Origin of the sequence: Vibrio sp. 05-20-BW147 (assembly GCF_013369385.1) — a bacterium.
GTDB classification, from domain to species: Bacteria; Pseudomonadota; Gammaproteobacteria; order Enterobacterales; family Vibrionaceae; genus Vibrio; species Vibrio floridensis.
This window is the reverse complement of sequence record NZ_SZTO01000008.1, coordinates 66628-87569: the sequence shown is the minus strand read 5'-3', so window position 1 is coordinate 87569 and position 20942 is coordinate 66628. Positions and strand designations below refer to the sequence as shown.

16 protein-coding genes are annotated in these 20942 nt (G+C 46.9%); 13 read left to right on the top strand and 3 right to left on the bottom strand.

Translation table 11 applies throughout. From position 1 onward, the window contains the following. The first annotated feature begins 55 nt into the window (after positions 1 to 55). The 10 genes from fusA (at position 56) to rpoC (ending at position 15705) form a co-directional block, all read left to right on the top strand. Positions 56 to 2155, top strand: coding sequence for an elongation factor G (gene fusA, locus FC652_RS09110; protein WP_176298327.1), 2100 nt, complete (start codon positions 56 to 58; stop codon positions 2153 to 2155). Between the two features lie 149 nt (positions 2156 to 2304). Further along, positions 2305 to 3489 (top strand): elongation factor Tu, encoded by a 1185-nt coding sequence (gene tuf, locus FC652_RS09105; protein ID WP_176298326.1) that lies wholly within the window; start codon positions 2305 to 2307, stop codon positions 3487 to 3489. Positions 3490 to 3721: 232 nt separating this feature from the next. Then, positions 3722 to 4102: a preprotein translocase subunit SecE gene (gene secE, locus FC652_RS09100; RefSeq protein ID WP_176298325.1), complete on the top strand. Its 381-nt coding sequence runs from the start codon at positions 3722 to 3724 to the stop codon at positions 4100 to 4102. 13 nt (positions 4103 to 4115) lie between these two features. Further along, entirely contained in the window at positions 4116 to 4664 is a 549-nt protein-coding gene (nusG, locus tag FC652_RS09095; RefSeq protein ID WP_011079196.1) for a transcription termination/antitermination protein NusG, read from the top strand. A gap of 142 nt (positions 4665 to 4806) precedes the next feature. Next, complete coding sequence (gene rplK / locus FC652_RS09090) at positions 4807 to 5235, top strand: 50S ribosomal protein L11 (protein WP_011079197.1); 429 nt, start codon at positions 4807 to 4809, stop codon at positions 5233 to 5235. 4 nt (positions 5236 to 5239) lie between these two features. Further along, positions 5240 to 5941, top strand: a complete 702-nt coding sequence (rplA, locus tag FC652_RS09085) for a 50S ribosomal protein L1 (protein ID WP_176298324.1) — start codon at positions 5240 to 5242, stop codon at positions 5939 to 5941. A gap of 290 nt (positions 5942 to 6231) precedes the next feature. Beyond that, positions 6232 to 6720 (top strand): 50S ribosomal protein L10, encoded by a 489-nt coding sequence (gene rplJ, locus FC652_RS09080; protein ID WP_011079199.1) that lies wholly within the window; start codon positions 6232 to 6234, stop codon positions 6718 to 6720. Between the two features lie 60 nt (positions 6721 to 6780). Then, the gene (rplL, locus tag FC652_RS09075) at positions 6781 to 7146 is read left to right on the top strand and encodes a 50S ribosomal protein L7/L12 (RefSeq protein ID WP_039431518.1); all 366 of its coding nucleotides are present in this window, start codon (positions 6781 to 6783) and stop codon (positions 7144 to 7146) included. A gap of 252 nt (positions 7147 to 7398) precedes the next feature. Beyond that, positions 7399 to 11427, top strand: a complete 4029-nt coding sequence (gene rpoB, locus FC652_RS09070) for a DNA-directed RNA polymerase subunit beta (RefSeq protein WP_176298323.1) — start codon at positions 7399 to 7401, stop codon at positions 11425 to 11427. Positions 11428 to 11502: 75 nt separating this feature from the next. Beyond that, positions 11503 to 15705, top strand: a complete 4203-nt coding sequence (rpoC, locus tag FC652_RS09065; protein ID WP_176298322.1) for a DNA-directed RNA polymerase subunit beta' — start codon at positions 11503 to 11505, stop codon at positions 15703 to 15705. Between the two features lie 108 nt (positions 15706 to 15813). Here the strand turns inward: rpoC and rsd are convergent, their stop codons facing one another. Continuing rightward, positions 15814 to 16308: a sigma D regulator gene (rsd, locus tag FC652_RS09060; RefSeq protein WP_176298321.1), complete on the bottom strand. Its 495-nt coding sequence runs from the start codon at positions 16306 to 16308 to the stop codon at positions 15814 to 15816. A 194-nt stretch (positions 16309 to 16502) separates the two neighbouring features. Here rsd and nudC point away from each other — a divergent pair, with 194 nt between their 5' ends. Together nudC and hemE are read left to right on the top strand one after the other, a co-directional pair. Then, entirely contained in the window at positions 16503 to 17291 is a 789-nt protein-coding gene (nudC, locus tag FC652_RS09055) for an NAD(+) diphosphatase (RefSeq protein ID WP_176298320.1), read from the top strand. Positions 17292 to 17548: 257 nt separating this feature from the next. Next, positions 17549 to 18616: a uroporphyrinogen decarboxylase gene (gene hemE / locus FC652_RS09050; protein ID WP_176298319.1), complete on the top strand. Its 1068-nt coding sequence runs from the start codon at positions 17549 to 17551 to the stop codon at positions 18614 to 18616. A gap of 114 nt (positions 18617 to 18730) precedes the next feature. Here hemE and FC652_RS09045 read toward each other — a convergent pair whose 3' ends face one another. Then, the gene (locus FC652_RS09045; protein WP_176298318.1) at positions 18731 to 19324 is read right to left on the bottom strand and encodes a uracil-DNA glycosylase family protein; all 594 of its coding nucleotides are present in this window, start codon (positions 19322 to 19324) and stop codon (positions 18731 to 18733) included. A 3-nt stretch (positions 19325 to 19327) separates the two neighbouring features. After that, positions 19328 to 20254: a D-2-hydroxyacid dehydrogenase gene (locus FC652_RS09040; protein WP_176298317.1), complete on the bottom strand. Its 927-nt coding sequence runs from the start codon at positions 20252 to 20254 to the stop codon at positions 19328 to 19330. Positions 20255 to 20320: 66 nt separating this feature from the next. Here FC652_RS09040 and FC652_RS09035 point away from each other — a divergent pair, with 66 nt between their 5' ends. After that, the gene (locus FC652_RS09035) at positions 20321 to 20908 is read left to right on the top strand and encodes a YjaG family protein (protein WP_176298316.1); all 588 of its coding nucleotides are present in this window, start codon (positions 20321 to 20323) and stop codon (positions 20906 to 20908) included. Positions 20909 to 20942: the final 34 nt, after the last annotated feature.

Genomic DNA, 20942 nt, shown 5'->3' with positions numbered 1-20942 from the left:
CCTCTCGCAGCACTTTTCTACACTCTAAGGAATCCCTTAGTAAGAGGATACAATCGTGGCTCGTAAAACTCCTATTGAGCGCTACCGTAACATCGGTATCTGTGCTCACGTAGATGCAGGTAAAACAACCACAACTGAGCGTATTCTGTTCTACACTGGCCTTTCTCACAAAATCGGCGAAGTTCACGATGGTGCTGCAACCATGGACTGGATGGAGCAGGAGCAGGAGCGTGGTATCACAATCACATCTGCTGCGACTACGACCTTCTGGCGTGGTATGGAAGCACAATTCCAAGATCATCGCGTAAACATCATTGATACCCCTGGACACGTTGACTTTACTATCGAAGTAGAGCGTTCTCTTCGTGTACTAGATGGTGCTGTGGTTGTGTTCTGTGGCTCATCTGGTGTTGAACCTCAGTCTGAAACTGTATGGCGTCAAGCAGACAAATACCACGTTCCACGTATGGTATTCGTTAACAAGATGGACCGTGCAGGCGCAGACTTCCTACGCGTTGTGGACCAAATTAAAAATCGTCTTGGTGCAAATCCTGTTCCGATTCAACTGAACGTTGGTGCGGAAGAGGACTTTAAAGGTGTCATCGACCTAATCAAGATGAAAATGATCAACTGGAATGATGCCGACCAAGGCATGACCTTCACCTATGAAGAAATTCCAGCGGACATGCTTGAACTTGCCGAAGAATGGCGCAGCAACCTCGTTGAAGCGGCAGCGGAAGCAAGTGAAGAGTTGATGGATAAGTACCTTGAAGAAGGTGAGCTGACTGAAGCTGAGATCAAGCAAGCATTACGTGCGCGTACACTAAACAACGAAATCGTACTGGCTACTTGTGGTAGTGCGTTTAAAAACAAAGGTGTTCAAGCGGTATTGGATGCGGTGATCGAGTACTTACCATCACCAATCGATGTTCCTGCGATCAAGGGTATCGACGAAAATGAAAACGAAGTAGAGCGTCATGCTGATGACAACGAACCGTTTTCTGCGTTGGCATTTAAGATTGCGACTGACCCATTTGTAGGAACATTAACCTTTATTCGTGTTTATTCTGGTGTGGTAAATACAGGTGATGCTGTTTACAACTCAGTGAAACAAAAGAAAGAGCGTTTTGGACGTATCGTTCAGATGCACGCGAATAAACGTGAAGAAATTAAAGAAATTCGTGCAGGTGACATTGCAGCAGCGATTGGTCTGAAAGACGTTACGACGGGTGATACTCTTTGTAACTTAGACCATAAAGTTATCCTTGAACGAATGGAATTCCCTGAGCCAGTGATCCAAATTGCGGTTGAACCGCGTTCGAAAGCTGACCAGGAGAAAATGGGTATCGCGCTAGGTAAACTAGCGGCAGAAGACCCATCATTCCGTGTCGAAACGGATGCGGAAACTGGTCAGACGCTGATTTCAGGTATGGGTGAACTACACTTAGACATCATCGTTGATCGTATGAAACGTGAATTCAGCGTGGATTGCAATGTAGGTAAACCTCAGGTTGCTTACCGTGAAACCATCCGTGGTAAAGCGGAAGTGGAAGGCAAATTTGTTCGTCAATCAGGTGGCCGTGGTCAATATGGTCATGTGTGGATCAAACTTGAACCTTCAGAACTTGGTGCTGGTTTTGTCTTTGTTGACGAAGTAGTTGGTGGTGTAATTCCTAAGGAATACATCAGCTCGGTAGCGAAAGGTATCGAAGAGCAAATGAATAGTGGTGTGCTAGCAGGGTACCCAGTACTCGATATCAAAGCGACACTATTTGATGGCTCTTACCATGATGTTGACTCGAGCGAGATGGCGTTTAAGATCGCTGGCTCGATGGCATTCAAGAAGGGTGCTCTAGAAGCGCAACCTGTTATTCTTGAGCCTATGATGAAGGTTGAAGTTACGACTCCAGAAGACTGGATGGGTGACGTGGTGGGTGATTTAAACCGTCGCCGCGGCATCATTGAAGGTATGGATGAAGGTGTGGCTGGTCTTAAGATCATCCGTGCTCAAGTGCCACTTTCTGAGATGTTCGGTTACGCAACCGACCTGCGCTCTGCAACTCAAGGACGTGCTTCTTACTCGATGGAATTTTTCGAGTATGCGGAAGTACCTAAGAACATTGCGCAAGCAATTGTTGCAGAACGTGGCTACTAATCGGGAGTATTGATCGCTAAAAAGGTTCTTTTTTGCAGATCAATACGTCCAAATATTGCGCTGACGAGCGTTGGCGCATAAAATAACAATTTCTGGCGCACCATGATCAATCAGATCGTGGTGAATCATAACTAGGAAGGAACACGATCGTGTCTAAAGAAAAATTTGAACGTACGAAACCGCACGTAAACGTTGGTACTATCGGCCACGTTGACCACGGTAAAACAACTCTAACTGCAGCTATCTGTACTACTCTTGCTAAAGTTTACGGCGGTAAAGCTCGTGACTTCGCATCTATCGATAACGCACCAGAAGAGCGTGAGCGTGGTATCACAATCTCTACTTCTCACGTAGAGTACGACACTCCAGCTCGCCACTACGCACACGTAGACTGTCCTGGACACGCGGACTATGTTAAAAACATGATCACTGGTGCTGCACAGATGGACGGTGGTATCCTAGTTGTTGCTGCGACAGATGGTCCAATGCCACAAACTCGTGAGCACATCCTACTAGGCCGTCAGGTTGGTATCCCTTACATCATCGTATTCATGAACAAATGTGACATGGTTGATGATGAAGAGCTTCTAGAGCTAGTTGAAATGGAAGTTCGTGAACTTCTATCTGAGTACGATTTCCCAGGTGATGACCTACCAGTTATCCAAGGTTCTGCACTAGGCGCACTAAACGGCGAAGAGCAGTGGGAAGCGAAAATCGTAGAACTAGCAGAAGCGCTAGACAACTACATCCCAGAGCCAGAGCGTGCAGTAGACATGCCGTTCCTAATGCCAATCGAAGACGTATTCTCAATCCAAGGTCGTGGTACAGTAGTAACTGGCCGTATCGAGCGTGGTATTCTGAAAGTTGGTGATGAAGTAGCAATCGTAGGTATCAAAGATACTACAACTACTACATGTACTGGTGTTGAGATGTTCCGTAAGCTTCTAGACGAAGGTCGTGCGGGTGAGAACGTTGGTGCACTACTACGTGGTACTAAGCGTGATGAAGTTGAACGTGGCCAAGTACTAGCTAAGCCTGGTTCAATCACTCCACACACTAAGTTCGAGTCAGAAGTATACGTACTTTCTAAAGACGAAGGCGGCCGTCATACTCCGTTCTTCAAAGGCTACCGTCCACAGTTCTACTTCCGTACAACTGACGTAACTGGTGATATCTCTCTACCAGAAGGCGTAGAAATGGTAATGCCTGGTGACAACATCCAAATGCAAGTTGAGCTAATCTCTCCAATCGCGATGGACGAAGGTCTACGTTTCGCGATCCGTGAAGGTGGCCGTACTGTAGGTGCTGGTGTTGTTGCTAAAATCTTTGAATAAGATTTGACGAACAGCTAGTAAAAAGGGCATCATTTGATGCCCTTTTTCTACGCTCAATATAATTTTTGCTGCTTTATTGTGCAGGCTTATCTTGAGTGAAGAAGAATTGGTTGAGCAGTGACGCTTGATCAGAATAAATGCGCTGTCGCAAACCGTGTGCAGCGATATGGAGTTTGCCCTGCCACAGCGGGGTTGTTGTCGTCTATATTAAGACTTGTGACAGGTTGGTTTTATGAAAGCAAATAATGCTGAAACTCCTGATGGCTCGAATGCAGCAGATACAATGAAGTGGATAGTTACTTTTGTACTGCTTGCCGCTGCTGTTGTGGGTAATTACCTGTATGGTGATCTGTCTGTGGTGATTCGCGCTGCAGGTGTTGTTGTACTTATTGCTGCTGCGCTTGGTGTGGCTGCAACAACGACCAAAGGTAAAGAAGCGATTGTGTTTGCCAAAGAATCTCGTATGGAAGTACGCAAAGTGGTTTGGCCTACTCGCCAAGAAACGATGCAAACAACGTTGATTGTTTTGGCTGTAAGTATAGTAATGGCTCTGGTTTTGTGGGGCATTGACGGCATCATGGTTCGTCTAATTGCTTTCGCAACTGGGGTATAGAGGGTTGTAATTCATGAGTGAAGCTCCTAAAAAACGCTGGTATGTGGTTCAAGCCTTCTCTGGATTTGAAGGCCGTGTAGCTCAGTCTTTGCGTGAGCATATCAAAATGCACGGTATGGAAGAGTATTTCGGTGAAGTTCTAGTGCCGACTGAAGAAGTCGTAGAAATGCGCGCAGGTCAACGCCGTAAATCTGAGCGCAAGTTCTTCCCAGGTTACGTCCTTGTTCAAATGATTATGAATGATGAATCATGGCACCTCGTTCGCAGTGTGCCGCGTGTCATGGGCTTCATTGGTGGTACTTCTGACCGCCCTGCACCGATTTCTGATAAAGAAGCGGACGCGATTCTTAATCGCCTAGAGAAAGCAAGTGAAGCCCCTCGTCCACGTACTATGTACGAAGTGGGTGAAGTGGTTCGTGTTAACGAAGGTCCATTTGCTGACTTTAACGGTACGGTTGAAGAAGTGGATTATGAGAAGAGCCGCCTAAAAGTGTCTGTATCGATCTTTGGTCGTGCAACACCGGTCGAGCTTGAGTTTGGTCAGGTTGAAAAGCTTGATTAAAAAAGCACCTTAATTGGGCTTGTACTAGGCGCGAATTATGACTATAATTTCGCGCCTTTTTGCTTCTATTGAGCAAAAAGAATTGTTGATAACGGGGAGCTGATCTGAGATTAGCGTTTGAACCCAAGAATTAGGTATTATCATGGCTAAGAAAGTTGAAGCTTATATCAAGCTGCAAGTTGCTGCTGGTATGGCGAACCCAAGTCCACCGGTTGGTCCTGCACTAGGTCAACGTGGTGTTAACATCATGGAATTCTGTAAAGCGTTCAACGCAAAAACAGAATCAATGGAAAAAGGTCTTCCTGTTCCTGTTGTTATCACTGTATACAGCGACCGTTCTTTCACGTTCGTAACTAAGACTTCACCTGCTGCTGTTCTATTGAAGAAAGCTGCTGGTATCAAGTCTGGTTCAGGTCGTCCAAACACTGAAAAAGTGGGTACTGTAACTGACGCTCAAATCCAAGAGATCGCAGAAGCTAAAGCTGCTGATATGACTGGTGCTGACATCGAAGCGATGAAGCGTTCTATCGCAGGTACTGCTCGTTCAATGGGCCTAGTGGTAGAGGGTTAATATCATGGCAAAACTAACTAAGCGCATGCGCGTTATCCGCGAAAAAGTTGATGTAACTCGTGAATACGAAATCAACGAAGCTGTTGCTCTTCTTAAAGAATTAGCGACTGCTAAGTTTGTTGAGTCTGTTGATGTTGCTGTTAACCTAGGCATCGATGCTCGTAAATCTGACCAAAACGTACGTGGTGCAACTGTACTGCCACACGGTACTGGCCGTGACGTTCGCGTTGCAGTATTTGCACAAGGTGCAAACGCTGAAGCAGCGAAAGCAGCTGGCGCAGACATCGTTGGTATGGAAGATCTTGCTGAGCAAGTTAAGAAAGGCGAAATGAACTTTGACGTAGTTGTTGCTTCTCCAGATGCAATGCGCGTTGTAGGTCAACTAGGTACTATCCTAGGTCCTCGCGGTCTAATGCCAAACCCTAAAGTTGGTACTGTAACTCCTAACGTTGCTGAAGCGGTTAAGAACGCGAAAGCTGGTCAGGTTCGTTACCGTAACGACAAAAACGGCATCATCCACACAACTATCGGTAAAGTAGATTTCTCTGCAGAGCAAATCAAAGAGAACCTAGAAGCACTTCTAGTTGCTCTGAAGAAAGCTAAGCCATCTTCAGCTAAGGGTTCTTACCTGAAGAAAGTAAGCATCTCTACTACGATGGGTGCTGGTGTTGCTGTCGATCAGGCTAGCCTGAGCGCTCAAGCATAATCTATTTGCTTAGGCGCAAAAATTATGTATAATTTTGCGCCTAATATTTGTGGTTGGGGCTGAACTTTGGTTCTTTGAGTAACTTGTTGCTCTATGAATTAAGACCCAGTCTCCGTCCAAGACCGTAGGTGCCAGTTTTCGAACTGACTTAATTTTCCTACGTAGATGGTGCCCGAACTGACAGAAAGCTCTATGTAAATAGTTACCTTTCTTCTGGGAAAAGCACCTCAATAGCTCTCACTGTTGTGATAATAGTGAGTGGTGTAACAACAACCAGGAGTTAATCCAAGATGGCTTTAAATCTTCAAGACAAAAAAGCAATTGTTGCTGAAGTCAACGAAGCTGCCGCTGGTGCACTTTCTGCAGTTGTAGCTGATTCTCGTGGCGTATCTGTTGATGCGATGACAACTCTACGTAAGCAAGCTCGTGAAGCGGGCGTTTACATGAAAGTTGTACGTAACACACTAGCACGCCGTGCGGTTGAAGGTACTCAGTACGAGTGTCTAACTGACACTTTCACTGGTCCTTCTCTAATCGCATTCTCTAACGAGCACCCAGGTGCTGCAGCGCGTCTTTTCAAAGACTTCGCTAAAGAGAACAAAAAATTCGAGATCAAAGCTGCTGCATTCGAAGGCGCGCTAACTGACGCTGAAGTACTAGCAACGCTACCAACTTACGACGAAGCAATCGCACGTCTAATGATGTGTCTGAAAGAAGCTTCTGCAGGCAAGCTGGTTCGTACTATCGCTGCTATCCGCGACCAAAAAGAAGCTGCGTAATTCGCATTGCTTTTTACTGGTTGCTTAATAAACTTATTGTTGACTTAAAAGAGAATTGTTATGTCTATTACTAACGAGCAAATCCTAGACGCTATCGCAGAAATGTCTGTAACACAAGTTGTTGAACTGATCTCTGCAATGGAAGAAAAATTCGGTGTTACTGCTGCAGCTGCAGTTGTAGCAGGTGGCCCAGCAGCAGCTGCTGTTGAAGAGCAAACTGAATTCAACGTTATCCTAGCTTCTGCTGGTGCTAACAAAGTTGCTGTAATCAAAGCAGTACGTGGCGCAACTGGTCTTGGCCTGAAAGAAGCTAAAGCTCTAGTTGACGGCGCTCCAGCTGCACTGAAAGAAGGCGTTGAGAAAGCTGAAGCTGAAGCTCTGAAGAAAGAGCTAGAAGAAGCTGGTGCAACTGTTGAGATCAAGTAATTTATTGCTTAATCTCCTAGCCTAACGGCTAATGGCTGGTGGTTTATTGACCACCGGCCTTTTTGCGCTGTAGGGTATAGGCGAATTTTCCTGCTGTTTAAGCGCCTGATATCCATGCAAAAAACATTTCATTCATTCGCAATGAGGTGTCACTACAGTAAACAGTTATATTAGTCTCTGTCCCTTACCCCCCTTAAGTAACTAGGAGTGGGCGGACAGTTTGGGTCACTTATCAGCGAGCTGAGGAACCCCATGGTTTACTCTTATACCGAGAAAAAGCGCATCCGTAAGGACTTTGGTACTCGTCCACAAGTTTTGGACATTCCATACCTGCTATCGATCCAGCTCGATTCGTTCGATAAATTTATCGAACAGGATCCTGAAGGACAGTACGGTCTTGAGGCTGCTTTCCGTTCTGTATTCCCTATTCAGAGCTACAATGGTAATTCTGAGCTGCAATACGTTAGCTACCGTCTTGGTGAGCCAGTTTTTGATGTTAAAGAATGTCAAATCCGTGGTGTAACTTATTCAAAACCACTTCGCGTAAAACTACGCCTAGTTATTTTTGATAAAGACGCGCCTGCAGGCACTGTAAAAGACATTAAAGAACAAGAAGTCTACATGGGTGAGATTCCACTCATGACAGACAATGGTACCTTTGTGATTAATGGTACCGAGAGGGTTATCGTATCTCAGCTGCATCGAAGCCCAGGTGTGTTCTTCGACAGCGACAAAGGTAAGACTCACTCTTCTGGTAAAGTTCTGTACAACGCGCGTATCATTCCTTACCGTGGTTCATGGCTTGATTTTGAGTTTGATCCTAAGGACAACCTGTACGTACGTATCGACCGTCGTCGTAAGCTACCATCAACCATCATTCTTCGTGCACTAGGTAAGAGCACTGAAGAGATCTTGGATACTTTCTTCGAAAAAGTGAATTTCGAAGTGAAAGACCAAACGCTGATGATGGAGTTGGTACCAGATCGTCTACGTGGCGAAACGGCAACGTTTGATATCGAAGCAAATGGTACAGTCTACGTTGAGAAAGGTCGTCGTGTAACGGCACGCCATATCCGCCAACTAGAAAAAGAAGGCGTTGATCAGATCGAAGTACCAGTCGAGTACATCGTAGGCAAAGTGTCGTCTAAAGACTACGTCAACGAAGCGACCGGCGAAATCATCGTTGCTGCGAACCAAGAAATCAGCCTTGAAGCACTGGCTAAGCTTTCTCAAGCAGGTCACAAGCAGCTAGAGGTTCTGTTCACCAACGATCTAGACCATGGCCCATTCATGTCAGAAACACTGCGTATCGACAGCTCTGTTGATCGTATTTCTGCACTGGTAGAAATCTACCGCATGATGCGCCCTGGCGAGCCACCAACAAAAGAAGCCGCTGAAGCTCTATTCGAAAGCTTGTTCTTCTCTGAAGAGCGTTATGACCTATCGACTGTTGGCCGCATGAAGTTCAACAGCTCAATTGGCCGTGAAGATGCTCAAGAGCAAGGCACACTAGATGAAACTGACATCATCGAAGTGATGAAAAAGCTGATCGCTATCCGTAACGGTATTGGTGAAGTGGACGACATCGACCACCTAGGTAACCGTCGTATCCGTTCAGTTGGCGAAATGGCAGAAAACCAGTTCCGTGTTGGTCTAGTACGTGTTGAACGTGCAGTGAAAGAACGTCTAAGCCTAGGCGATCTTGACGCAGTGATGCCACAAGACCTGATCAATGCGAAGCCAATTTCTGCGGCAGTAAAAGAGTTCTTTGGCTCTTCTCAGCTGTCTCAGTTTATGGACCAAAACAACCCGCTGTCAGAAGTTACGCACAAGCGTCGTATTTCTGCATTGGGTCCTGGTGGTCTTACTCGTGAGCGTGCTGGTTTCGAAGTTCGAGACGTACACGTAACTCACTACGGCCGCCTATGTCCGATCGAAACGCCTGAAGGTCCGAACATCGGTCTGATCAACTCTCTATCAGCATTTGCACGTTGTAACGAGTACGGCTTCCTAGAGACGCCATACCGTCGTGTTGTTGATGGTGTTGTGACAGACGAAGTGGATTACCTATCAGCGATCGAAGAAGGTCAATTCGTTATCGCTCAGGCGAACGCGAAGCTGAACGAAGATGGTACTTTTGCCGATGAGCTGATCACTGCTCGTCAAAAAGGCGAATCTGGTCTGCACCCACGCGAACATGTTGATTACATGGACGTTGCAACCAACCAAGTCGTATCGATCGCAGCATCGCTAATCCCGTTCCTAGAACACGACGATGCTAACCGTGCTCTAATGGGTGCGAACATGCAACGTCAAGCGGTTCCAACTCTGAAGTCAGAGAAGCCACTTGTCGGTACAGGTATTGAGCGTAACGTAGCGGTTGACTCTGGTGTAACTGCGGTTGCTAAACGCGGCGGTATTATCCAGTCAGTTGACGCATCTCGTATCGTGGTGAAGGTTAATGAAGAAGAGTTGATCCCTGGTGAAGCGGGTATCGATATCTATAACCTAACCAAGTACACCCGTTCTAACCAAAACACCTGTATCAACCAGCGTCCATGTGTGATGCCTGGTGAGCCAGTATTACGTGGTGATGTGCTTGCTGATGGTCCTTCAACAGACCTAGGTGAACTTGCACTTGGTCAGAACATGCGTATCGCGTTCATGCCTTGGAATGGTTACAACTTCGAAGACTCGATCTTAGTATCTGAGCGCGTAGTTCAAGAAGACCGTTTCACGACTATCCACATTCAAGAACTGACTTGTGTGGCGCGTGATACTAAGTTGGGATCTGAAGAGATCACAGCGGATATTCCAAACGTAGGTGAGTCTGCTCTGTCTAAACTAGACGAGTCAGGTATCGTTTACATCGGTGCTGAAGTGAAGGGTGGTGACATCCTGGTTGGTAAAGTAACACCAAAAGGTGAAACTCAGCTAACGCCTGAAGAGAAGCTACTACGTGCGATCTTCGGTGAAAAAGCATCGGATGTTAAAGATACGTCACTACGTGTACCAAACTCTGTTTCAGGTACCATCATCGACGTTCAAGTTTTCACTCGCGATGGCGTAGAGAAAGACAAGCGTGCGCTTGAAATTGAACAGATGCAGCTGAAAGAAGCGAAGAAAGACCTGACGGAAGAGTTCCAGATTCTGGAAGGTGGTCTTCTAAACCGTGTTAAAGCGGTACTTATCGCTGGTGGTTACGCTGAAGCGAAGCTAGATACAACTGATCGTAAGAAGTGGTTAGAGCTGACTCTTGAAGACGACGCACTGCAAACTCAGCTTGAGCAACTTGCAGAGCAGTACGACGAGCTAAAAGCAGACTTCGATAAGAAGTTTGAAACTAAGCGTCGTAAGATCACTCAAGGTGATGATTTAGCACCTGGTATTCTGAAAATCGTTAAAGTTTACCTAGCGGTGAAACGCCGTATCCAGCCTGGTGACAAGATGGCAGGTCGTCACGGTAACAAGGGTGTTATCTCTAAGATCAACCCTGTTGAAGACATGCCATACGATGAAAAAGGTCAGCCTGTAGACATCGTACTGAACCCACTGGGTGTACCTTCGCGTATGAACATCGGTCAGATCCTAGAAGTACACTTGGGTCTAGCAGCGAAAGGTATTGGTGACAAGATCAACCAGATGGTGAAAGAGCAGCAAGAACTCGCGAAATTCCGCGAATTCCTGCAAAAAGTTTACGATCTAGGCGAAACTCGCCAGAAAGTAGACATCGCTTCTCTGTCTGATGAAGAAGTTCGTACTCTGATTGGCAACCTACGTGGTGGTCTACCGATTGCGACTCCAGTATTTGACGGTGCGTCTGAAGCATCAATCAAAGAGCTACTGAAACTTGGCGGTCTGCCAGAGTCAGGTCAGCTAACTCTGTTTGATGGTCGCACAGGTGATGCGTTTGAGCGTCCTGTAACCGTAGGTTACATGTACATGCTGAAACTGAACCACCTTGTAGATGACAAGATGCACGCACGTTCTACTGGCTCGTACAGTCTGGTAACTCAGCAGCCACTAGGTGGTAAAGCTCAGTTCGGTGGTCAGCGTTTCGGTGAGATGGAAGTATGGGCACTAGAAGCATACGGTGCTGCTTACACGCTACAAGAAATGCTAACGGTTAAGTCGGATGACGTTAACGGCCGTACTAAGATGTACAAAAACATCGTAGATGGTAACCACGCGATGGAACCTGGCATGCCAGAATCGTTCAACGTATTGTTGAAAGAGATCCGCTCGCTAGGTATCAACATCGAGCTAGAAGACGAACAGTAATCCGTCCGGGTTATTTGGTAGAAAGCAGCCAGTTTCACACGGCTGGCTGCTTTTAACTCCTTACAGGAGCTGATTGTGAAAGACTTATTAAACTTTCTGAAAGCACAGCATAAGACCGAAGAATTTGATGCAATCAAAATCGGTCTGTCTTCACCAGACATGATCCGTTCATGGTCTTTTGGTGAAGTTAAAAAACCTGAAACGATCAACTATCGTACGTTCAAACCTGAACGCGATGGTCTATTCTGTGCGCGTATCTTTGGCCCAGTAAAAGACTACGAGTGTCTTTGTGGTAAATACAAGCGCCTGAAGCACCGTGGTGTGATCTGTGAGAAATGTGGTGTAGAAGTTACTCAGACTAAAGTTCGTCGTGACCGTATGGGCCACATCGAACTGGCTTCTCCAGTTGCTCACATCTGGTTCCTAAAATCGCTACCGTCTCGTATCGGTCTACTGATGGATATCCCTCTACGTGATATCGAGCGTGTTCTGTACTTCGAAATGTACGTAGTCACTGAACCAGGTATGACGGATCTAGAAAAATCTCAGATGCTCACTGAAGAAGAGTACCTGGATCGTCTAGAAGAGTGGGGCGATGAGTTTACTGCGAAAATGGGTGCAGAAGCGATCAAGGACCTACTAGGTTCAATGGATCTGCATGCTGAAGTTGAGCAGATGCGCGAAGAGCTAGATACCACTAACTCTGAAACTAAGCGTAAGAAACTGACTAAGCGTTTGAAGCTGGTTGAAGCGTTTATCTCTTCAGGCAACAACCCTGAGTGGATGATCCTAACTGTACTTCCAGTTCTTCCGCCAGATCTACGTCCTCTAGTACCACTAGATGGCGGTCGCTTTGCGACTTCAGATCTGAACGACCTATACCGTCGTGTGATCAACCGTAACAACCGTTTGAAGCGTCTTCTAGAGCTAGCCGCTCCGGACATCATCGTACGTAACGAAAAACGTATGCTGCAAGAGTCTGTTGATGCGCTACTGGATAACGGTCGTCGTGGTCGTGCGATCACAGGTTCGAACAAACGTCCTCTGAAATCTCTTGCTGATATGATCAAGGGTAAACAAGGTCGTTTCCGTCAGAACCTTCTAGGTAAACGTGTAGACTACTCTGGCCGTTCTGTAATCACAGTAGGTCCATACCTTCGTCTGCACCAGTGTGGTCTTCCTAAGAAGATGGCACTTGAGCTGTTCAAACCGTTCATTTACAGCAAGCTTGAAACTCGTGGCCTAGCGACGACAATCAAAGCGGCTAAGAAGATGGTAGAGCGTGAAGAAGCGGTCGTTTGGGATATCCTAGACGAAGTAATCCGTGAACACCCAGTACTGTTGAACCGTGCACCGACACTTCACCGTCTTGGTATCCAGGCGTTCGAACCAGTACTAATCGAAGGTAAAGCGATCCAGCTACACCCACTAGTGTGTGCGGCTTACAACGCGGACTTCGATGGTGACCAAATGGCGGTTCACGTACCTCTAACCCTAGAGGCACAGCTTGAAGCTCGTACTCTGATGATGTCGACAAACAACATTCTGTCGCCAGCGTCAGGTGATCCGATCATCGTACCTTCTCAGGACGTTGTATTGGGTCTGTACTACATGACTCGTGAAATGATCAACGCGAAAGGCGAAGGCATGTACCTAGCAGGTCCTGCTGAAGCTGAAAAAGCATACCGCACTAAAACTGCGGCGCTACACGCTCGCGTAAAAGTTCGTATCACTGAGACAGTGGTCGATGAAGATGGTCACAGCACAACAGAGACCAAGATGGTGGATACCACTATCGGTCGTGCCATGTTGTGGCAAATCGTACCGAAAGGCCTACCGTTCAGCATCGTTAACCAAAAGCTAGGTAAGAAGCAGATTTCTAACTTACTTAACGAGGCATACCGTAAGCTAGGTCTGAAAGACACAGTAATCTTCGCTGACCAAATCATGTACACCGGTTTTGCTTACGCAGCACTTTCTGGTGTGTCTGTTGGTATCGACGATATGGTTGTACCGCCAGCGAAGTACACTGAAATCGCAGAAGCGGAAGAAGAAGTACGTGAAATCCAGGAACAATACCAGTCTGGTCTTGTAACTGCGGGCGAACGTTACAACAAAGTGATCGATATTTGGGCATCAACCAACGATCGCGTAGCGAAAGCGATGATGGAGAACCTTTCTTCTGAAACGGTCATCAACCGTGACGGTGAAGAAGAGCAGCAAGAGTCTTTCAACAGCATCTACATGATGGCGGACTCGGGTGCTCGTGGTTCTGCAGCTCAGATTCGTCAGCTAGCGGGTATGCGTGGTCTGATGGCGCGTCCAGATGGTTCAATCATCGAAACGCCGATCACTGCAAACTTTAAAGAAGGTCTAAACGTACTTCAGTACTTTATCTCAACGCACGGTGCTCGTAAGGGTCTTGCGGATACGGCACTGAAAACAGCGAACTCGGGTTACCTAACTCGTCGTCTAGTAGACGTTGCACAAGACGTGGTTGTAACAGAGCACGACTGTGGCACGCTAGAAGGCGTTGAAATGATGCCTCATATCGAGGGTGGTGACGTTAAAGTAGCATTGACTGAGCTTGCGCTAGGTCGTGTGGTTGCTGAAGACATCGTTAAGCCTGGTACTGAAGAAATTCTTATCCCGCGTAATACGCTATTGGATGAGAAATGGTGTCAGATCATCAATGACAACTCAGTTGACAAGATCACGGTACGTTCTGTTGTAACGTGTGACTCTGACTTTGGTTGTTGTGCGCAGTGTTACGGTCGTGACCTAGCACGTGGTCACCTAGTGAACCAAGGTGAAGCAGTCGGTGTTATCGCTGCTCAGTCTATCGGTGAACCTGGTACACAGCTAACGATGCGTACGTTCCACATCGGTGGTGCGGCATCAACAGCGGCAGCAGAAAACAGCATCCAAGTGAAGAACAACGGTTCTGTTAAGCTGAACAACGCGAAGTTCGTTATCAACAAAGATGGCAAGCTAGTTATCACTTCTCGTGCATCAGAGCTGACTATCATTGATGAATTTGGTCGTACCAAAGAGAAGCACAAACTGCCTTACGGTTCTTCACTGAACAAAGCAGATGGCGATTCAGTAACTGCTGGTGAAACAGTAGCAAACTGGGAAGCGCACACCATGCCAATCATCACTGAAGTGGCAGGTCGTGTTCAATTCGTTGATATGATCGATGGCGTAACGGTTTCTCGTCAGACAGATGATCTAACAGGTCTATCTTCAAGCGAAGTGACGGATGCAGCGGCTCGTCCAGCAGCAGGTAAAGATATGCGTCCGGCTATCAAACTTGTTGATGCAGCAGGTAAGGATGTAATGATCCCTGGTACTGATATGCCAGCGCAATACTTCCTACCAGGTAAAGCGATCGTAAACATCGAAGATGGCGCTGAGATGGGTATCGGTGACACACTTGCTCGTATTCCACAGAAATCGGGCGGTAACCGAGACATCACCGGTGGTCTACCACGCGTAGCTGACTTATTTGAAGCTCGTAAGCCGAAAGAGCCAGCTATCCTTGCAGAATACTCAGGTACTGTAAGCTTCGGTAAAGAGACCAAAGGTAAGCGTCGTCTGATTATCACTCGCGAGGGTGGTGATACATACGAAGAGATGATTCCTAAGCATCGTCAGTTGAACGTGTTCGAAGGTGAACGTGTTGAACGTGGTGACGTCATTGCTGACGGTCCAGAAGCTCCACACGATATCCTGCGTCTACGTGGTATCCACGCAGTAACACAGTACATCGCGAACGAAGTTCAGGAAGTTTACCGTCTCCAAGGCGTTAAGATTAACGATAAGCACATCGAGACTATCGTTCGTCAGATGCTACGTAAGTGTACTATTACTCATGCTGGTGACTCTGAGTTCCTACCAGGCGAGACAGTAGAATACTCACAAGTGAAGATTGCTAACCGTAATCTTGAAGCAGAAGGCAAAGAGCCAGCGCGCTTCGAACGTGAGCTACTAGGTATCACTAAAGCGTCTCTAGCGACTGAATCGTTTATCTCTGCGGCATCGTTCCAGGAAACGACTCGCGTACTAACAGAAGCTGCGGTTTCTGGTAAGCGTGATGATCTACGTGGCCTGAAAGAGAACGTAATCGTTGGTCGTCTGATCCCTGCTGGTACAGGTTTTGCGTACCACCAAGATCGTCAGGCGAAACGTGCTCAGGAGCAAGAAGGTCCATCAGCAGCGCAAGCAACTGATAACCTAGCGGCACTACTGAATGCAGGTTTCTCTTCAGACGAGTAATCGCTGATTGAAGCATAAAAAAGGCACCTTTCGAGGTGCCTTTTGTTTATCTGTATTTTTTACATCGCGTTTATTTACGAATGGCCATTCTAAATGGCTAAGTTGCCACTAAGCGCCAGGGGGAACTGATAAGCTGTCCGCAATCAACTGGATGAGGTGATCTTCTACTTCAAATCGAAGTTCGATAATTTCGCCTACACGTGATAAATCGCGTTCAAAACTTTCCAAAGGGTCCTCTTCATCAACATTGGCGTAGGCGTCTGTGAAACTTAATAAGGGTTCAGTGGTCAGCACAATCTTCGCGTACGTGTCGTTAATTTCGGTGGTTGCCTCAAAGCCGGTTGCTCGCCACTTGTCCATGACCATGTCATAAATCTTAAAGTGGCCTTCAGAAATATAGTCGACGAGATGTTGGCAGAAGTGTTGTAAATCGATGGGTGATGGGAGTTCTAAAACATTTGATTTGGTCGAACATGGCTGCAGCGCAGCAAGCTTACAAAACTCCACAATCAGCGATTGACGAGTTTCCAACCAGTGGTCAATGACATCACTTGAGCCACCCCACTGTTCCTGTGTTTGTTTGAATTTTTTTAGCATGACCATGCCCTCATGAGCTAATCACTGATCCGTGATCGTTTCCTTTGCATAGTAAAGCCAGTACCTTGGCAAAATGGCCAACTGGATACAAACTCTTGTCCTTACAAGAATTTATAGTCTGAAACGACTGAGTCTACAAATTCTGGTATGAAATTAGATTGCCAGTAAAATGAACGAACTGCAAGCGGTGAGGAATAGGAATGTTATCGAATAGTGACAGCAAGCATGACCCCAAAGCATATTGGTGTGTTGTTGCAGGGAGTGAACTTTGGCTGGTGGACGGAGAGCTGCCTTTTGGTCGTGGTAGCGAATGGAATCTCCCGGTGGAGAAAGCGCAATGCATTGGGCAGCATCAAGAGATGCCTGTCATGTGGCTCAATGAATCTGATGTGGAACAACACCTTGAAATGACATCACTCAGAGAGTGTCTCCAGTTTTCTGAAGCGCTTTTTCTGCTGATGAGCAAAGCGGTTCAATATGGCCATATGACGCAAACAATGCGTTTTTGTCCTCAGTGTGGTGGACGCAACCACCTCAATCACAACCAACTCGCGATGCAGTGTGGCGACTGTCGGACCTTGCATTATCCGCGCATTTTCCCATGCATTATTGTCGCGGTGCGTAAGCAGGATAAGATTTTACTGGCCCAGCATCCAAGGCACCGCAATGGTATGTATACCGTCATCGCCGGATTTTTGGAAGTGGGTGAAACCTTAGAGCAGTGCGTGGCGAGAGAGGTAAAAGAAGAAACGGGTATTGATGTGACCAACATTCGTTACTTTGGCAGCCAACCTTGGGCATTTCCTTCCAGTATGATGATGGCCTTTTTGGCCGATTACCATGCGGGGGAGTTGAAACCAGATTACAGCGAGCTGAGCGATGCAGATTGGTTTGGTATCGACAATTTGCCCCCCGTCGCACCAACAGGCACGATAGCTAGAGCATTAATAGAACAAACTTTGAGTGAGATCTTCTATGTAAATAATTGAAAAATAAATAAAAAAAACCCTCCGAGAGGGAGGGGGTAAGTAAGATGTCGTTATGAGATGCTGAACACAGAGTGTTCAGTTTGTAATTATAGTTTTCGCTAGCGAGAAAATTTTTAACACTGTTACATCTTGGTTGCAAATGAAGCATTGATTTAAAAGTTAATAACTTGATCCAGGGCGCAAAGCAGACCGCATTTTGCACGAAATCGGTGTTAGAATGTCGCTCTTATAAAAAGCCTAACAACTGGAATTTCGGAATGACTGAATTAAAAAATGATCGTTATCTGCGTGCTCTTCTTAAACAGCCAGTCGATTGCACACCGGTATGGATGATGCGTCAGGCAGGTCGTTACCTACCAGAATACAAAGCAACGCGTGCTCAAGCGGGCGATTTCATGTCTTTGTGTAAAAATGCAGAGCTTGCGTCTGAAGTGACTCTTCAACCACTTCGCCGCTTTCCGCTGGATGCCGCCATTCTGTTCTCTGATATCCTGACTATCCCAGATGCGATGGGATTGGGTCTGCGCTTCTCAACAGGTGAAGGCCCAATCTTCGATAACCCAATCACATGCAAAGCAGACGTCGAAAAAATCGGCGTGCCGGATCCAGAAGGTGAGCTGCAATATGTTATGAACGCTGTGCGTCAAATCCGCAAAGACTTGAACGGTGACGTACCGCTGATTGGCTTTTCTGGTAGCCCGTGGACACTCGCCACTTACATGGTTGAAGGCGGCAGCTCAAAAGCCTTCACTAAGATCAAGAAAATGATGTACGCAGAACCACACACTCTGCACCTACTTCTTGATAAGCTAGCAGACAGCGTTATCGAATACCTAAACGCACAAATTAAAGCAGGTGCGCAATCAGTGATGGTATTTGATACATGGGGTGGCGTGTTGACGCCGCGAGACTACAACCTCTTCTCATTGCAATACATGCATAAGATTGTGGATGGCCTGATTCGTGAAAACGATGGCCGCCGCGTACCCGTGACGCTCTTTACGAAGAATGGTGGCATGTGGTTAGAGCAGATTGCGGCTACGGGTTGTGATGCCGTAGGTCTTGATTGGACCATCAACATTGCAGACGCAAAAGCGCGTGTCGGTGACAAAGTGGCCCTGCAAGGCAATATGGATCCATCGATGCTCTACGCTTCTCACGATCGCATTCGTGAAGAAGTGGCCTCTATCCTAGAAGGATTTGGCCATGGTGGTACTGGACACGTGTTCAACTTGGGTCACGGTATCCATCTTGACGTTCCACCAGAAAACGCAGGTGTCTTTGTTGAGGCGGTTCACGAGCTTTCTAAGCCATACCACCAATAAAAAGCACTCTCTGTTAGCCATTAAAAACCAGCTTCGGCTGGTTTTTGTTTTTCGCTTCTACCTCAGCGGTGTACAGCGAAAGGTGCTTTTGGGTTGCCATGATCTCAATGCTTTTTAGATCTCAACCTTGCTCGGGGAGAGTAGCTGATGCACTTGTTGGCGAAGGTAGGGCACGGTTTGTTCTTCAAACCAAGGATTCTTTCTCAACCACAGTGTGTTCCTTGGTGAGGGATGAGGAATTGGCAGGTAATCGGGTAGCCAAGCTTGCCAATTTTGTACTGTTTCAGTCAGTGTTTTTGGTTTGTTCGACAGATAACGGTTTTGTGCATATTGACCAATCAACAGTGTCAGTTCGATATTGGGTAAGTGTTTCAGTAAGGCCTCATGCCACAGTGGTGCGCACTCTTTTCGTGGCGGAAGATCGCCAGATTGCCCTCGTCCGGGATAGCAAAATCCCATCGGCATGATGGCGATCTGTTTTGGGTCATAAAAAGTCTGCTTTTCAATGTCTAACCACGCTCTTAAGCGATTGCCACTGGCATCATTCCACGGAATGGAAGTGTGGTGGGCTTTGGTCCCTGGCGCTTGTCCGATGATCAAAATCTTCGCCTCTGAGTGAGCTTGAACCACAGGGTTCGCACCGAGCGGCAAGGCGGAGGCACACACTTGGCAAGCTCGTATTTGAGTTAACAGCGGCTCAAGTGGCATGCCTCAATACCCTTTGGTGAAGCTGACTTGATGGTTGAGCGGGTACCCTTCAAGCCAACGATGGTAATTTTCAGCAAACAGCGCCATCACTTTCTCAGGAAAGCTCAGCGCGGCAATATGCGGCGTGATAGTGATTTGTTTGAGCCCCCAAAATGGATGATCGGTGACGAGGGGTTCTTGTTCAAATACATCTAAGAATGCATGTTCGACCCAGTGATTTTTAATCGCCAAAAGTAGTGCCGCATTGTCAATGACGTCCCCACGTCCAACATTAAATAATAGAGCATGACGACAGTGGCTTAGGCTCGCTTGGTTCAACAAATGGTGAGTATGTTCTGTGCTAGGCAGAGTGTTGACTACGATGTGCGCTCGCTTCAAGGCCGCTGCCAGCTCATTGATGTGATAGGTTTGCTGAAAATGGCTACCGTTTGGCGGAATGCCTGTGCGATTGACGCCAATGGTGTGTAACCCCATCGCTGAGCAGGCATGCGCAAGGTGATTCCCTATGCTCCCAGTACCTAAGATGGTGATCGTTTTGCCCTCTAGGGAAGAGTAGGGATGCGGTTGCCAGAGACGTTGCTGTTGCTGCTCCGCATAGCGGGCCAAGTGGCGATAGTGTTGAATGGCGTAGCCGATGACGTATTCCGCGATCAAGGGGCCAAAAATACCACGGACATTGGTCAGCTTGTAATCCCGTCGTAACTGAGGTTGCATCAGTGCATTCACGCCAGCATAGGTAGACTGTAACCATTCGAGCTGGTGGCATTCTGAGAGCTGTGGTGCGATTTTGGGTGGGGCGGCGAGAATAATATTCGCTTCTTCTCGGTATTGCGTAATGGTCAAATTGGGTAGGGCTTGGTCATTGAGCAACTGCTGATAAGCTGCATTATCCTCGGTATCAATGAAAATCTTGTGATTTGACTGATGCATTAACTTTTTTCCCTGTGGCGAATCAAGTACACTTCCGCTGTCTTTTTCCGCAATGATTGAGTGATTATGCTACAGAATCCCCTGCAGGTTCGTTTAGAGAAACTGGAACCTTGGCAACAAATAACCTTTATGGCCTGCTTATGTGAGCGTATGTACCCAAACTACGCGCTGTTTTGCGAAAATACAGCCTTTGCAGACCCACGCGGTTATCGCAACATTTTAGACAGTGTATGGGAAATTCTCACGGTGAAAAACGCTAAGGTGAATTTTGAGCGTCAACTTGAGAAGTTGGAAGAGCTTTTTCCGAGCGCAGAAGAGTTCGAGCTCTATGCGGTTTACCCGGCGATGGATGCGTGTCAATCTCTCTCCACCTTACTGCACGGTTTGCTTGATCGTGACTACTTGTTTGACTCTATGATTAAAATCAGTCAGCAGTCGGTGCAAACCGTGGTGGATTTAGAGCAAGCTCAAGGCAGTGAAGCGATCACCAATGAAAACCAGAAAGCGAACGAAGCGGTGTGTTCTGAGTGGGATGTGCAGTGGGCAATTTTCCGTCCTTTGCGTGAAGCTCAAGAGCGCGATATCGATTTGATTAAAGACTTGAGACAAGAGCTGAGAGATGACCCAATCAGCAACATTGGCATTACGCTCTAGCGATAGAAACACAAAAGGCTCCGAACGAGCCTTT